The sequence below is a fragment of the Noviherbaspirillum pedocola genome, from assembly GCF_016632335.1.
GTDB classification, from domain to species: domain Bacteria; phylum Pseudomonadota; class Gammaproteobacteria; order Burkholderiales; family Burkholderiaceae_D; genus Noviherbaspirillum_A; species Noviherbaspirillum_A pedocola.
Window position 1 is genome coordinate 337,087 of record NZ_JAEPBG010000003.1, and the last position, 15,206, is coordinate 352,292.

General features: G+C 63.0%; 14 protein-coding genes. 6 read left to right on the forward strand and 8 right to left on the reverse strand.

Features of this window, described 5'->3' with window-relative positions; translation table 11 throughout:
- Positions 1-278: 278 nt before the first annotated feature.
- Positions 279-896, forward strand: a complete 618-nt coding sequence (locus JJB74_RS09990) for a DUF2239 family protein (protein WP_200591701.1) — start codon at positions 279-281, stop codon at positions 894-896.
- 95 nt (positions 897-991) lie between these two features.
- Here JJB74_RS09990 and JJB74_RS09995 read toward each other — a convergent pair whose 3' ends face one another.
- The gene (locus tag JJB74_RS09995; protein WP_200591702.1) at positions 992-1,771 is read right to left on the reverse strand and encodes an SDR family NAD(P)-dependent oxidoreductase; all 780 of its coding nucleotides are present in this window, start codon (positions 1,769-1,771) and stop codon (positions 992-994) included.
- A 313-nt stretch (positions 1,772-2,084) separates the two neighbouring features.
- Between JJB74_RS09995 and JJB74_RS10000 the strand changes: the two genes are divergently transcribed.
- Positions 2,085-2,591, forward strand: coding sequence for an acyl-CoA thioesterase (locus tag JJB74_RS10000; RefSeq protein ID WP_200591703.1), 507 nt, complete (start codon positions 2,085-2,087; stop codon positions 2,589-2,591).
- A 205-nt stretch (positions 2,592-2,796) separates the two neighbouring features.
- On the opposite strand, the gene JJB74_RS10005 is transcribed toward JJB74_RS10000, so the two are convergent.
- Both JJB74_RS10005 and JJB74_RS10010 read right to left on the reverse strand, forming a co-directional pair.
- On the reverse strand, positions 2,797-4,236 hold the full coding sequence (locus JJB74_RS10005; RefSeq protein ID WP_200591704.1) for an NAD-dependent succinate-semialdehyde dehydrogenase: 1,440 nt from the start codon (positions 4,234-4,236) through the stop codon (positions 2,797-2,799).
- 322 nt (positions 4,237-4,558) lie between these two features.
- Complete coding sequence (locus JJB74_RS10010) at positions 4,559-5,122, reverse strand: hypothetical protein (RefSeq protein WP_200591705.1); 564 nt, start codon at positions 5,120-5,122, stop codon at positions 4,559-4,561.
- 70 nt (positions 5,123-5,192) lie between these two features.
- On the opposite strand from JJB74_RS10010, the gene JJB74_RS10015 reads away from it, so the two are divergent.
- Positions 5,193-5,675: a hypothetical protein gene (locus JJB74_RS10015; RefSeq protein ID WP_200591706.1), complete on the forward strand. Its 483-nt coding sequence runs from the start codon at positions 5,193-5,195 to the stop codon at positions 5,673-5,675.
- Between the two features lie 338 nt (positions 5,676-6,013).
- On the opposite strand, the gene JJB74_RS10020 is transcribed toward JJB74_RS10015, so the two are convergent.
- From JJB74_RS10020 to JJB74_RS10030, 3 genes are all read right to left on the reverse strand, one after another.
- Positions 6,014-8,164, reverse strand: coding sequence for a right-handed parallel beta-helix repeat-containing protein (locus JJB74_RS10020; protein WP_200591707.1), 2,151 nt, complete (start codon positions 8,162-8,164; stop codon positions 6,014-6,016).
- A gap of 301 nt (positions 8,165-8,465) precedes the next feature.
- The gene (locus JJB74_RS10025) at positions 8,466-8,909 is read right to left on the reverse strand and encodes a hypothetical protein (protein WP_200591708.1); all 444 of its coding nucleotides are present in this window, start codon (positions 8,907-8,909) and stop codon (positions 8,466-8,468) included.
- 213 nt (positions 8,910-9,122) lie between these two features.
- On the reverse strand, positions 9,123-10,061 hold the full coding sequence (locus JJB74_RS10030; protein WP_200591709.1) for an MBL fold metallo-hydrolase: 939 nt from the start codon (positions 10,059-10,061) through the stop codon (positions 9,123-9,125).
- Between the two features lie 207 nt (positions 10,062-10,268).
- Between JJB74_RS10030 and JJB74_RS10035 the strand changes: the two genes are divergently transcribed.
- Positions 10,269-10,613, forward strand: coding sequence for a hypothetical protein (locus JJB74_RS10035; protein ID WP_200591710.1), 345 nt, complete (start codon positions 10,269-10,271; stop codon positions 10,611-10,613).
- Entirely contained in the window at positions 10,610-11,125 is a 516-nt protein-coding gene (locus JJB74_RS10040; RefSeq protein ID WP_200591711.1) for a DUF3280 domain-containing protein, read from the forward strand. The genes JJB74_RS10035 and JJB74_RS10040 overlap by 4 nt, the downstream gene beginning before the upstream one ends.
- Positions 11,126-11,187: 62 nt before the next feature.
- Here JJB74_RS10040 and JJB74_RS10045 read toward each other — a convergent pair whose 3' ends face one another.
- Together JJB74_RS10045 and JJB74_RS10050 are read right to left on the reverse strand one after the other, a co-directional pair.
- Positions 11,188-12,015, reverse strand: coding sequence for a quinoprotein dehydrogenase-associated SoxYZ-like carrier (locus tag JJB74_RS10045; RefSeq protein ID WP_200591712.1), 828 nt, complete (start codon positions 12,013-12,015; stop codon positions 11,188-11,190).
- The gene (locus JJB74_RS10050) at positions 12,012-12,968 is read right to left on the reverse strand and encodes a quinoprotein relay system zinc metallohydrolase 2 (RefSeq protein WP_200591713.1); all 957 of its coding nucleotides are present in this window, start codon (positions 12,966-12,968) and stop codon (positions 12,012-12,014) included. The genes JJB74_RS10045 and JJB74_RS10050 overlap by 4 nt, the downstream gene beginning before the upstream one ends.
- A 453-nt stretch (positions 12,969-13,421) precedes the next feature.
- Between JJB74_RS10050 and JJB74_RS10055 the strand changes: the two genes are divergently transcribed.
- Positions 13,422-15,170 (forward strand): methanol/ethanol family PQQ-dependent dehydrogenase, encoded by a 1,749-nt coding sequence (locus tag JJB74_RS10055; protein ID WP_407672319.1) that lies wholly within the window; start codon positions 13,422-13,424, stop codon positions 15,168-15,170.
- Positions 15,171-15,206: the final 36 nt, after the last annotated feature.

Here is a 15,206-nt window from a genome sequence, read left to right on the forward strand (position 1 = left end):
GCAAGCGATGCGGAGAATTGCGCACAAGTTGCGCACCAGCTTGGTGACAATCGCGACGCCGCCATCCTGGTATGCACGTTGGCGGTGAGGCAAGCTTCGGACGATCGCCACTGCCAAACTTGGCACACTGGCTCGCTTCGTCAGTGACGGCTGCATGCCGCACGCGGTGCGCGGCATGCATCAGCTCCTCCGGCTACGTCTTATATTTATCCGGGTAATATTGGCAAATCATTTTTATCCGGGTATTATTGGTACCTTTCAAAACGAACGGGCCTCTCATGAAACCTCAAGCAAAAAAAACCTTCACCGGCTTTCTGGGTTCGCGCTTGATCGCAACCGGCACGCTGAGCCAACTCGCAACCGCGCTTTGCCGAGCGCTGAAAGAGGAGCGGAACGCCATGCCGCTCGTTTTCGAAGACGACACCGGCAAGCAGGTGGAACTGGATCTGCGCGGGACTAGTGCCGAGGTGGAAGCCCGCTACGCGGATGAGCCGCTTGCCGTCGAGCCCGCGGCAACGGAAGAAGGCATAAGCGTCAGGGGTCGCGGAAGGCCGCGCCTGGGGGTGATCGCACGGGAAGTGACCTTGCTTCCCGAGCACTGGGATTGGCTCGCTTCGCAGCCTGGCGGTGCTTCTGTCGCGTTGCGCAAACTGGTGCATGAAGCGAGACAGGCGAATGTCGCGCGTGATCGGGAACGGCTCAGTATGGAACGCGCCTACAACGTGATGCACGTCCTGTCGGGAGATCTGCCGGGTTTCGAGGACGCCAGTCGCGCCTTGTTTGCGGGTGAAATCGATCGTCTGGCTGAATTGGCGAGTGGCTGGCCTGATGATGTAGTGGCCTACATCATGCGTCTCGCCGATCCCGTGTCTGTACCGGTTACCGCCGTGAACTGATGTCCACGCCGATCAATCGCGAACAGCAAGCGCGTCGATGAGGCGCGCCGCCTGCGGCGCGAACCTCTATCGAATGCATGCGGTGGTGCGACGAATTACCGGCTTGTCGCGCGCAGCGTCGGCAAGCCGATGCCGACCGCATCGAAGCCGCCGTCCACCGCCAGCGTCTGGCCGTTGATGTAGCTGGCCGCCGGGCTGCAGAGGAAGTAGACGGCGTCGGCGATTTCCTGCTCGGTGCCATAGCGGGCCAGTGGAATCGCGTCGTGGTAATCGGCGCGGATGGCTGGCGAATGCACCTGTTTGGCCATCGCGGTTTCCACCGGGCCCGGCGCGATCGCATTGACGCGTATGCCGGCATTGCCGAGTTCGGCGGCCTGCTGCCTGGTGAGATGCATCAGGCCGGCCTTGCTGGTGCCGTAAGCCACGCGCAGCGTGCTGGCGCGCAGGCCCGAGATCGACGCGATGTTGACGATGCTGCCGCCGCCGTTTTTCAGCATCACGGGTGCGCAGACCTGGGTGCACAGGAAGGGCCCGGACAGATTCACCGCCAGCACCCGTTCCCATTCCTCGAAGCTGGTCTCGAGCAGCGGCTTGAACACCGCGACGCCGGCATTGTTGACCAGCGCGTCGATGCGGCCGAAACGCTCTTCAGTAGTCCGGATCGCCGCCTGCACCTGCGCGGGAACGGATACGTCGCATTCGATGGCCAGCACGGCATCAGCAGGGGCGAGGCTTGCGCTGGCCTTGCGCAGTTCGGCACCGTCGATATCGAGCAGCGTTACGTGATAGCCGTTGGCGAGAAAGGTGCGCGCGATGGCAAGGCCGATGCCACGGGCGGCGCCGGTGATGACTGCGGATTTTGTCTGCGGGGGCATGGGTAAGAGCTTCCTTGATTGAGGCGGGGTTGATCCTGGCGTTGCGCAATGCGTGCAATGGCGGTTGCGTCGGGAAAGGAAACGCCGGATAGCGGCGCGGTGATTATAGCGGGCGGGCAGGGGGTGAATGGTTCTCTGTCGGCAGAGGAGCGTTCGGGACGATGTCGTTTGCCTCAGGCGCGCCATTCAGATTTGCGCCGTTACCAAAGCTTTCCTAAACTTCGCATCGCTGCGAACTGGCTCCACATGCCTCTCGTGTGCGACTTCATCCATGCCGCTTCCAACAAAACCCCTCATGCTTCCAGGACCTCAAATGACACCCAACGCACAAGCCTCCCTAAAACGACCGCGCGCAGTCACATTGCGCTTTCTGGCCGAGCCCACCGATGTGAACTTCGGCGGCAAGGTCCACGGCGGCGCGGTGATGAAATGGATAGACCAGGCCGGCTATGCCTGCGCGGTGGGCTGGAGCGGCTATTACTGCGTGACGGTGTACGTCGGCGGCATCCGCTTTCACAAGCCGATCTTCATCGGGCAGATTGTCGAGGTGAATGCGAAGGTGGTCCATACCGGCACGTCGAGCATGCATATCGCCATCGACGTGTTCGCAACCGATCCACGCACCGCCGGGCGCAAGACCACCACCAGCTGTCTGATCGTGTTCGTCGCGGTCGACGGCGGCGGCGATACGGTGCCGGTGCCGGCGTGGCTGCCCGAGTCCGAGGAGGACAAGCGCCTGGAGCAGTATGCGAAGCACATGGCCCGGGTGCGCAAGGAGCAGGATGAGGGGATGTCGGCGGCGGCGTCCGATGAAGGCTAGTTGGCGGCGATTGCCTGTGCTACGACAGCGGTGCGCGCAGACTCACGTATAAAGAGTTCGCAGATTCGAGCATAAAGCGAACAAGGCTCGACTTTGCGAGCATCTTTATCCGGATTACAGGCAAGAAAAAACCCGGCAGGTCCACAGGGCAGACCTGCCGGGTCATGGCGACATTGGCGGCGCAGCCGCGCCGCTTCCAGCCGCGTCAGACGTTCATCACCGCCACCGAACGCACGTTCAGATACGCCTCCAGCGCTTCCGGACCGCCCTCCGAGCCGTAGCCGGAATCCTTGATGCCGCCGAAGGGCATCTCGGCCGACGGCATGGCCGGCATGTTGATCCACATCATGCCGACTTCGACGCGGCGGCTCAGCAGATCGGCATTCTTCAGCGAGCGGGTGAAGCCATAGCCTGCCAGTCCGAAGGACAGCCGGTTGGCTTCGGCAATTGCTTCTTCGAGATTGCTGAAGCTGCGGATTGCCGCCATCGGGCCAAACGGTTCGTCATTGAAGACCTTCGCTTCCAGCGGCACGTCGGACAGGATGGTCGGCTGCCAGAAGTTGCCGGCGTCGCCGATGCGCTCGCCGCCGTGCAGTACCTTGGCGCCGCGCTCGACCGCGTCCTTGGTGAACTCGGCCATCGCGGTAAGGCGGCGCGGATTGGCCAGCGGGCCCATCTGCGTGCCTTCGGCCAGACCATCGCCGACCTTCAGTTTTTGCGCATGCGCGACCATGGCGGCTTCGAAGTCGCCGCGGATGCTTTCATGCACCAGGAAGCGGGTCGGCGAAATGCAGACCTGGCCGGCATTGCGGAACTTGGCCGCGCCGGCGCATTTCACTGCCAGCGCGATGTCGGCGTCTTCGCAAACGATCACCGGCGCATGGCCGCCCAGCTCCATCGTCACCCGCTTCATGTGCTGGCCGGCGAGTCCGGCGAGCTGCTTGCCCACCGGGGTGGAGCCTGTGAAGGTGATCTTGCGGATCGTCGGATGCGGAATCAGGTAGCTCGAAATCTCGGCCGGATTGCCATAGACCAGGCCCAGCACGCCCGGCGGAATGCCGGCATCGGCGAAGGCCTGGATCAGCGCTGCCGGGCCGGCGGGGGTTTCTTCCGGCGCCTTGACCAGCATCGAGCAGCCGGCCGCGAGCGCGGCGCCGACCTTGCGCACCACCTGGTTGATCGGGAAGTTCCATGGCGTGAACGCGGCGACCGGACCGACCGGGTCCTTGATCACCATCTGGCGCAGCGCCAGGCTGCCGCGCGACGGCACCAGGCGGCCATAGACGCGGAAGCCTTCCTCGGCGAACCATTCGATGATGTCGGCTGCGGCGAGCGCCTCGCCCTTGGCTTCGATCAGCGGCTTGCCCTGTTCCTGGGTCACGAGGCGGCCGATGGCATCGGCGCGCTCGCGCATGAGGGCGGCAGCACGGCGCATGATCTTGCTGCGCTCGGCCGGGGCCATGTCGCGCCAGGTTTCAAAGCCTTTCTGCGCGGCGACAAGCGCGCGATCGAGGTCGGCGCGGCCGGCATGCGCAACGCGGCCGATTTCCTGGCCGTTGGCGGGGTTGTGCACAGCGAGCGAGCGGCCGTCCTGTGCATCCTGCCACTGGCCGTCGATGAAGAGTTGGGTGTTCGGATAGGTCATGTTCTGCTCTTGAGAATCGGTGGATGACGGTTCCGCGCCGTACGCGTAACGCGCCGCCCGAGAGAGGCGAAGCGGCGCGCGGATGGCGGGGCGCATTCCGGCGCAAAGCGTCTCCCTGCCTGCGTCGGACGCCGTAGTGTAGCAGCCGCGCTCACATTGTGAGTTCGGCTATAAAAACTGCTAAACGATTAACGAACATGAAGAGGACTTTGTGAATGCGCATGACCGAAGCCATCCCAGCTGAGCGCGTGCTGCAGGCGCGTTATCCGGAACGCGCGTGCCGCCGGCCCTGGCTGCTCTGGACCCGGCCCGCAGCGTATGACTACTGAGCGATGAGATTGCGGGTAGCCGGATCCGCAACGATCTCCTTCACCAGACCGCTGTCGTCGAACACCACCTGGAATTCGGCGAAGCTGCTGAGCCAGTAGCGCAGCACGCGGGCGTCGAGGCGCGGATTCTCGCTGGTGACCGGATAGCCGACCGACATGAATACCTGCTCGCGCGTCATGCCGGGCACCACGCGCGCTTCCCTGACCGCGGTGCGGATCTTTTCCGGTGCCGCTGCCAGCGCCGCGGTCGGATCGGTCTTCGCGACATAGCGCGCGGTAAAGGCGTTCAGGTCGAGCTCGCGGCTGTAATCATTCCCCAGCGCCTGCTTCTTGCCCTCGATCTGCACATACACGCGATAGCGTCCCTGGTTGAGGACCTTGAGCGGCGTGCCGGCCGGGATGATGTGCTTGCCGTCTTCGGCATAGTTGATGTCGCTGATCCAGCTGCCGTCGCTGCGCAGGTTGCAGCACAGGTAGCCATCGGTGGATTCCTGGGCCAGGGCCGGCAGACTGCATGCGGTGGCCAGGGCAAGGCAAAGGCTGATGCGGGTGAACATGGTATGGTCCTCTTCGTTCTTGCGCCGCGGCGTTCTTGTGAAGCTTGCGTACGGCGCGAGGCTTTGTGGCATGTCCGGTCGACACCTGCCGCGTTACGACGGGGAAGCGGTGTCCGGCGCGCAATTGTATCCGCAGTCTTTCTCTGGGGCATCGCGTCCGCATTCGGTCGCGCAACGACAACCGATGGCTTACAGCGCTTATGTGATTGCAGACGCGTCGCGCATGGCGATTCTTGACAGCTTCCCGCCGAAGTTCGGCGATGTGATCTGCCACCATGTGACCGAGCGTTTCGGCTTGTCCGCCGGCGACAGACAGCTGCCTCCACCGGCGGAAATCCTCATCGTCGGGTATGCCTGCGATGCCTCGCTCGAAGCGCTGGTGGTGACGGTGGACGGCAACATGCGGCGGCCGGACGGCGGCACCTATCACATCACGCTCTCGCTCGAACGCGCGCTGGGCCGCAAGCCGGTTGATGCGAACCGGGTGATCGCAACCGTTGGCTGGAATCCGGTGACGGTATTGCGCGTCGACGCCGTGCCGAGCATCTGCTGAGCGGAGTTCGCTTTTTGGCGCCATCCGGGTCGCAGAATGGCGCGTAGGGTGGGCGCAGCCCACGCGTCCGACCGCATGCCGAGAACCGCGTGGGCTGCGCCCACCCTACGCAAAACCGGTAAAGCTCGTAGGTTGGGCTGCAAGCCCAACATGCTCGCGGCTCCGCGGGTGCCCGATGTTGGGCTTGGCAGCCCAACCTACGCAAACCGGTAAGCAAACGACGGTCCGCGCATCATCAAAACAAATTTCGCCACATCAGTCATTACTGCGGATGCCCCAAGCACAACGGCCCGCAAGCCATGACAGCTTGCGGGCCGTTGCAGCGTCGGTAGGCCGGATCACATGGCGTAATCGCAGCTCTTGTAAGCGCCCACTGCCGGATCGCCGAAGGTGGCGTTGCTGCAGGAAGCGCCGTTGCTCAGCGTTTGATAGAAGTAGCTGCCGTTGGCGCCGTAACGCACTTGATGCGTGCCGGAGAAGCTGCAATAGCCGTTCTCGGCGGCGCAGCTGACCCAGGTCGCGGTCGGCGTGACCGTGATCGCCGACAGCGTGGTCGTGTCGCTGGTGGAGCTCGTGCTCGACGTCGAGGTCAGCGGCGCGTAGGCGCAGCTCTTGGCAACGCCGTAGGCCGGATCACCGAAGATGGCGTTGTTGCAGCCGATCGAGCCGGTGGCGACCTGGTAGACATAGCTGCCGTTGGCGCCATAGCGCACCTGCATCGCTCCCGAGAAGCTGCAGACGCCGCCTTCATTCGCGCAAGTGGTCCACGAGGGCGAGGTGGTCGAGCTGGTGGTGTTGGTCGAGGTGTTGGTGGACGTATTGGTCGACGTGTTGGTGGTCGGCGAATAGTCGCAGCTCTTCGTGGCGCCGACCGCCGGATCGCCGAAGGTGGCGTTGTTGCAGGCGATCGTGCCGGTCGCGGTCTGGTAGTAATAGCTGCCGTTGGCGCCATAACGGACCAGCGCGGTTCCCGAGAAGTTGCAGGTGCCCCATTCGCTGGCGCAATTGGTCCAGGTGCCATTTCCGGAAGTGGTGCTCGACGTCGTGCTCGGGCTGGTGCTGGAAGTGGTTGAATCGGCATAGGCGCAGGTCTTTGCATAGCCATAGGCCGGGTCGCCGAAAGTCGTGTTATTGCAGTCGACTGGACCGGTCAGCGTCTTGTACACATAGCTGCCGTTGGCGCCGTAACGCACCTGGCGCGTGCCGCTGAAATTGCAGGTGCTGTATTCCGAAGCGCAGGTGGTCCAGCTTACCGTCGGCGTCGTGGAGACGGTGGGCGACGTGTTGGTGGTTGTCGAGGTGCTGGTCTGCGTGGTTGGAGACGTGGTCGTGGTCGTCGAAGTCGTCGCCGCGGCTTCAAAGGCGCCGATGTCGATCGTGCCATTGACCGGGCGCGACTGCGTCTGCGCAGTGGCCAGATACTGCAGCGTCGGGTTCAGCGCAAAGCCCGATGCCGCATTGCCGGGTGCTGCGCCGGCATCGATCATCGGCGAGCCCGCGGCCGGACGCAGATCCCAGTTGGCGCGGTCGACAAAGGCCGGCGTCAGGCTGCGGTAGTTGTTCTTGTCGATCGCATTGCCCTGGGTAGTGCCGGTGCCGGTGCCGGCAAACACGTTGTTTTGCATCAGCACCGGCGTGGACACGCCGCTGCCGACCATGACGAAGGTGCCGCGCGAGCTGTCGTCATTGAGGAAGGTGTTGTTGACCACGTACAGATCCTGGCCGCTGTTGCTTGCGCCTTCTTCGCCATAGGCCAGGATGTTCGGGTTCGAGTTGTTGGCCGGCTGGTGAATGATGTTGCCCACCACGTACGAGGTGCCTGCATTGGGCAGATCGATCTCATAGCTCGGCGCGCCGCCCATGGTGCTGGAGAAGCGGTTGTACAGGATGGTGTTGGTGTTGGCGCGCGACTTCAGCAGGTGGCCGACCTTGGCGTCATGCGAGTAGTTGCCGCGGAAGACGAGGCTGTTGACATGGCCGACGTAGACGTTGTGGGTATAGCCATCGCCGGCGCCGTTGAAGGCGAACTCGGTATTCTCGATGACGATGTTGGACACGCCGTCGTTGTTGGTCAGGATGCCGTCCTGGTTGTCATGGAAGTAGCTGCCGGTGACGGTGAGATGCTGGCCGTCGAGGCGGATGCCGGCGCCATTGCCGTCAGCGACGGTGGCGCCGGAGAATTCGATGTTCTGGACGGTGGTGTTGTTGCCTTCGACGACCCAGATGCCCTTGCCCATGGAGTTCATGCCGTTGGCAGTGATCTTCGGGCGGCCATTGACGCCGCGGATGACGAGGTTGCTCGGATAGATGCCGCAAACGTCGCCGCCATAGGAGCCGGCCGCATCGATCTCAATGGTGTCGCCATTGGCTGCTGCAGCAAAGGCGCGGCAAGGCGTGGAATAGGTCTTGCCCGGGCCAACCGACAAGGTGGCGGCGCAAGCGCCTGCGGACGCGAAAGCGAGCGACACTGCCGCGGCTGAGATAAGCAAGCGCCCCATCGGATGCGCTGAAGACGAACGAAACACGAGACCCCCTTAAAAATATTTATCTGTGGAAATTGCTTCCTACAGACAACATTCTTGAGGGAAATGTTCCTTTCTTCAGTGAAACTTATCCGATTAACAGCCCTTTGTCCGACGAACGGTAGAAATTCTTGCGTGAACGCAATAAAGGATGCATGTCGATTTGTAATGAATTGCCAACTTGATCAGCGTTTCTCACCGTTTGCATGGCAAAACGGCACAAGCACGGCGAACCGGTGTAACTCGGTCAGGCGCGGATGCCGACGGCCTACCTGTCTTCCTGCTTCGCCGGGCAATGGGAAAACTTCAGCATCGCGCCTTCGTTGGCGACCTGGTCATGTTCGCGCAGATAGGCATTCTGCACTGCATACGCTTGGCGTTCGCTCTCGATGACGGCCTCGCACGAGGTGAAGCCAATGCTGCCCGTGCTACGAAACTGCAGCACATGCACCATCTCATGCACAAGAAAGGAGGCATCGTAGGCATCGTTGAGGTTCAGCCTGTCGTCCATCACGATGCGGTAGCGCTGGGTATCGAATGCAGCCGTCAGTCCGGCGCAGCGCACCGGCGCTGACGGGCACACGGTATTGTTGAGTTCACTACGAGGCAGCATCAATACGGGCGGCAGCTCGCCGGCCGGCATGCCGGGCAGGCCCGAGAGTTGCACGGCAGCAGCCAGCAGCGTGCTCATCATTGGCGAGACGATGTCCATGGCGGCCTCCTTACGCAATGCACTAATGTATGTCGACAGTGCACATCGCGTCCGCGCATCGATGACGCGGCACCAGCCATATCAAGGTTTGCCGGGATGAAGAGGCCGCATCGCGGCGCGAACCTGTCATGGCATCCAGGCGAAGCGCGTGTTCCTCCACGCTCGGCATGGCCACAGCGGCTTCGAAGAGCCCGTGATGCGCCACAACGATGGTCAACGCCCTGCATCCATTTCCATTTGCTCCCGTCGCAGATACAGCGCCTCCACATTCCTGCGATGCAGGCTGTCATACATGGCCCTGCCACGATAGGCCGGCAAGGCCGCGGCGCTCGCCGCTTCGGCCAGGCCCACGTGCCGATCAAACGCATCTCGCACCGCCAGTTGCAAGTCGGCCAGGTAGGCATCGAGTTCGCTCAGGCGTGATGCCGGGACCGGCGGCCCGGCACGCGGCACGATGCGCTTCGGTTCGAGCGTCGCCATTGCCTGCAGGGCCTCGCGCCATTTCACGATGTCGGCATCCTTTGCATCCGGTATGGCGCCAACGCTGACCATGCCGCCGCCAAACAGCACGCCGCTGGCGCGGTCATAGACAGCGATCGCGCCCGGGGACGAACTGTTGCCGTAGTAGAGCAGGTCGATGTCACGGCCGCCGGTGTTGATCGATGTCGCGCCGTCGATGAGCTGCGTCGGTTTCACGACTGCGGTGCCCGCCATGGCTTCCTGACCGAGGGTCTGCACCAGCCCCTTCAGACAGCGTTCGCAGCGCGCATCGATCAGTGCGGCGGCATCACGGTGGGCAAGGACAGGCACGCCCATGTCGCGCAGGGTGCTGTTGCCGAAAACGTGCGCAGGGTGCTGATGGGTATTGATCGCCAGCACGACAGGCAGGGCGGTGATGCCGCGCAGCCGCATCAGCAGTTCCTGCATCGCTTTCGCGCTGGTACCGGTGTCGACCAGCACCACGCCTGAGGAACCGACCACGATGCCGATATTGCCAACGAAGCCGCGATTGTCCGGCGCTGCCGGAGCCATCACGGCTTCGAGCAGGTACACGCCCGGCGCAATCTGTTCCGGTTCCGGAACAGTGAACGCAGCCGCCCGCAGGCAGAGCGCGGCGAGCAACCTGCGCGGTACAAGGGACGGCGATTGCAAGCCGCGAGAAGCCGCTTCATCCTGGGCCCGGGACCGGCTTGCGGTGGGCGCCCCTGACCTTGCCGCCAAGTCCAGGCAAGCTTGTTCCACGTGTCTTGCACCGCGGCTTTGCGCCGGGTGGGCTCGTGACGGCAGTGCCAGTCGTGGCAACAATCTTGCTTTGCGTAAGCACATGGCGATGGAAAGCATCTTGATAAAGGAGACCCGATGAAACGCCACGTTTTCGGCGCTGTCCTGTGCGCTGCAATCCTCGTGCCCGCGCTGGCTTGCGCCAACGATTTTCCTACCTCGGCACGCGTGGAATACGTGCTCGAATGCATGAAGGACCATGGCGGCAAGCAGGAATATCTGTACAAATGCTCGTGCGCAGTCGACCGGATGGCCGAAAAGCTGAACTACGAGGATTTTCTTGAAGCCGAGACCGCGCTGCGCTATCAGGGGCTAGGCGGCGAGCGCGGCGGCGCATTCCGCGATCCACCCGCAGTGCGCAAGATGGCCAAGAGCCATCAATTCGTCAGGCAGCAGGCCAATGCAGCCTGCCTCATCAAATGAAGTCGTCGCGCGCGTTGGTGTTGTGCCTGTTCCTGTTGCATGCGCCCGGCATGGCCGCCGATGCGCCGTTGAAGCGCATCGCGATGTTCGACTTCGCATTGATCGACGAAACGCTGGACCACGCCGCGGAGGCGGCACAGCGCGAGCGGCTGCAGCGGATTTCGGAACAGTTGCGTCGCGAATTCATCGAACGCGGTTTTTATCAGGTGATCGACTGGCATCGGAAAGCGGCATTGGTGGACGACATGCGTTCCCATGTCGCGCTGCATGACTGCAATGGCTGCGACGTCGAACTCGGCCGGGCGCTCGGCGTGGACCGGGTGCTGACAGGCTGGGTGCAGAAGGTAAGCAACCTGATCCTGAACATCAACATTCAGGTAAAGGATGTGCGCTCGGGCCGCACCGTGCTGATGAAGTCGGTCGACATACGCGGCAACACCGACCGCAGTTGGGAACGCGGTATTCGCCACCTGACGCAAAGCATGGCGGACAAGGGGCAGGGGAATCGCTGAGCGCATCTGCCCCGTAGGCATGCGACAAGCGTCGGCCCGGTTCCAGTGTGGCGAAGCGAAGCTCAGCGTTCCGCCACCGACACGCTGGCGCTGTAACTCAGATCCTTTGAATCCACCACGCGCGCGGTCAGCGTGCCAGCCTTTTCAGCGACGAAGCGGAAGCGGAAATTCGGGTTCTCGCTGATCGAGATATCGGTATCCGCGCTCAGCAGCGGCTTGCCGTCATAGGCCACCTCGATGTGCTTGACGAAATACGGCGGCGCATACAGGCGCGTGACCTGGTCCATCGCCATGCCGGAGTCATTCGGATGCCTGATCATCAGCTGCGCCAGCCGGGGCTGACCTGGCGGCGCCGAGGACTCCACCGCCAGCCGCATCCGGCCCAGGTCGGCGCTCGCCGCACCCGCGTCCTTGCCGGCCGGCGCCGAGCAGCCGCCGGCAGCCTTCACCGGGCGACTGGCCATATGCAGGCTGCCGTCATGCATTTCGATGACCACGCGCACATTGCTGTATTCCTCGATACGGATGCGGGTCTCGATGTCGGCCTGCCCGACGGCCGGCGTGAAGTGGAAGGTTGCAGCAAGCGGCGCCGGATTCTTATCGATGATCAGATAGATCGTTTTGAGAAAGCGCTGCGCAGTCTGCGGCTGCCGCGCCCGTATCGCCACCGGCACCACCGCCGCATCGGCAGCGCGTTGCGGCGCCTCCAGTTCGACCAGGGTGTCGCCATCCCCGGCAATGACGCGCTGGCCGAAGAGGCCCGGACGCAGCTTGGCCCAATTGTCGGCGGCCTGTGCCGTTCCGGCCGCGTGCAATAACAGCGCCCATGCAGCGAGCCGGCACAGGCGCAGTACATGCCCGGCGCGCAATGCGTGACAGACCGTGTTCATCTTTTCTCCCATTCGAGTTCAGCATAGGCAGCTGTCACATTGCGCGGCTGATATTCCGAGAACAGCAGCCACTGTCCCGCGTCATCATGCGATGCCGCTTCAGCGGCTTGCGCGAGCGTTTTTCCCTGCCGCAGCGCCGCGCGGACTTCCTGCCGCAGCTCGCGTAGATAGGTGGTTTGCGCTTCCAGCGCGCCCGGCCACAGGCGCGATGGCGCTCCATGTCCCGGCACCGCCAGGCGCACCGGCAGGCGTCGCATTTCATCCAGCACGTCGAGCCAACCGTTGATGCTGCCGTCCAGCGCCGGCACGCGCCTTTCGAAGAGCAGATCGCCCAGCCATAGCGTCCCAGTGCGGCTGTCCCATATCGTCAGATCGGCATTGCTGTGCGCTGTCGGCCAGGCGCGCAGCAACAGCGTGCGCGCGCCGAGGTCGAGTGACATTTGTCCCGTTACCGTAAGGCCAGGCGCAATCATTTCACCGGGGCCCGCGCGCTGCTGGCCGAGTTCGCGTACCAGCGCGCGGCGGTAGTGAGACCAGCGCGATCCAAAGGTGGAGGCGTAACGCGCATGGGCAACGTACACCGGCCTGCGCGACAGGAAGGCGGCATCGCCGAACACATGATCGGGATGGGCATGGGTATGGATTACATAGCAGATCGGCTTTGCGCTGCGCAGGCGGATCGCGTGCAGCAGCTGCCTGCCGACCTCGAAGCTGCCGCCGGTATCGATGACAGCGACGCAGCGCGAGCCGACGATGAAGCCGACATTGGCGATATCGCCGGCGTTGGCGCGGGAGCTTTCCTCATGCAAGCCCTGGTGCAGATAAACACCTTGCGCGATCTCGCGCATCGGCAGCGCCCGCGCCACCGCATGCGACGCAGGCGCCGCGCACAACAGCAGCAGACAAGTCAAAGACAAGCGCAATCGGCGTAAGGGCAGGCGGTCGGTTGTCATCGGCGCGAAGTCCTCCTGGTGGCGTGCCGCAGCTCCCGAACGTATGGGCAGCGCCAGGTGAAGAAGAGAGTGACGGAGTCGTGCATGCACTGCAAGCCGCGTGCCAATCGCGCAGACGACTGTCCATGGAAGAGCGCGTCGTCATGCTGCGCCGCAGGATACAGAAGTGGAACACCAATAGAGACGACTGTTCCCTTCCGGATACAGCGCGAGGGCGCCTGCGTGCCTTGCACGCGCGATTGCACGCCGCCTGGCACGGCCAGCGCGGTTCCAGGCGGCATTGGCACGCTAACTGCTAAATCGCGAATGCCGGAACGCAGATGACTTCAAGCCGGGCAGTTGGCGGTCCTCAATCGATGAGGACCGTCTTCGCTACTTGTGAAGGGCACATACAACAGGAGGTTGACGATGTTCACAGTGACAAGAGCCGCGCAGGCACTGCTGGTGGCGGGAATGCTATCCGCCATCGGCAGCGCGCATGCGGCCGACAAGAACTCGCGGGATTGGACCATGCAGGCGGGCGACGCGGCGAATCAACGCTACAGCGACCTCACGCAGATCAACAAGAGCAACGTGAAGAACCTGCAGGTTGCGTGGAGCTTCTCCACCGGCGTGCTGCGCGGGCATGAAGGCGCGCCGCTGGTCGTGGGCGACACCATGTACCTGCATAGCCCTTTCCCCAACAAGATCTTCGCGCTGAGCCTTGATGACCAAAGCATCAAGTGGAAATACGAGCCGAAGCAGGACGCGGCCGTGATCCCGGTGATGTGCTGCGATACCGTCAGCCGCGGCGTGGCCTACGGCGACGGCAAGATCTTCGTGCAGCAGGCCGACACGACGCTGGTCGCCCTGGATGCCAGGACCGGCAAGGAAGTCTGGAAGGCGAAGAACGGCGACGCCAAGATCGGCGAGACCAACACCAATGCGCCGCATGTCTTCAAGAACTATGTCCTGACCGGCATCTCGGGCGGCGAGTTTGGCGTGCGCGGCCGCATGACCGCCTACGACATCAAGACGGGCAAGGAAGTCTGGAAGGCATACAGCACCGGCCCGGACAGCGAAATGCTGATCGATCCGCAGAAAACCATGACCTGGACCGACGGCAAGATGGCGCCGGTAGGCCAGGACTCTTCGCTGAAGACCTGGAAGGGCGACCAATGGAAGATCGGCGGCGGCACCACCTGGGGCTGGTACAGCTACGACCCGCAAACCAACCTGCTGTATTACGGCACCGGCAATCCGAGCACCTGGAATCCGGCGCAGCGACCGGGCGACAACAAATGGTCCATGAGCATTTTCGCGCGCGACCTCGACACCGGCATGGCGAAATGGGTGTATCAGATGACGCCGCACGACGAATGGGACTATGACGGCGTCAATGAAATGATCCTCGCCGACATCAAGGTGCAGGGCAAGCCGCGCAAGGCCGTGGTGCATTTCGATCGGAATGGCTTTGCCTATACGCTGGACCGCGTCTCCGGCGAACTGCTGGTGGCCCAGAAATATGATCCGGCGGTGAACTGGGCAAGCCATGTCGACATGAAGTCTGGCCGGCCTATGGTGCAAGCCAAATACAGCACCGCTCAGAATGGCCCCGACGTCAATACCAAGGGAGTATGCCCCGCGGCGCTCGGCAGCAAGGACCAGCAGCCCGCTTCGTATTCGCCGAAGACCGGGCTGTTCTATGTGCCGACCAACCATGTGTGCATGGACTACGAGCCGTTCCAGGTGGACTACACCGCCGGCCAGCCTTATGTGGGCGCGACGCTGTCGATGTATCCGGCGCCGAACAGCCATGGCGGCATGGGCAACTTCATTGCGTATGACGCCGGCACCGGCAAGATCGTCTGGTCCAAGCCCGAGAAATTCTCGGTATGGAGCGGCGCGCTCGCAACTGCTGGCGATGTCACCTTCTACGGCACGCTGGAAGGCTATCTGAAGGCGGTGGACAACAACGGCCGCGAGCTATGGAAGTTCAAAACCCCTTCCGGAATCATCGGCAACGTCATGACCTGGCAATACAAGGGCAAGCAGTATATCGGCGTGCTTTCAGGGATCGGCGGCTGGGCTGGCATCGGCATGGCAGCGGGTCTGGAGAAGGACAACGATGGTCTGGGCGCGGTCGGTGGTTATCGTGAACTGTCGCGGTACACCGAGTTGGGCGGCACCCTGACGGTATTCACGCTTCCCGACAGGAGCTGAAACCAGCATCGAAGATGCGGCAAGCCTGCCCGTACA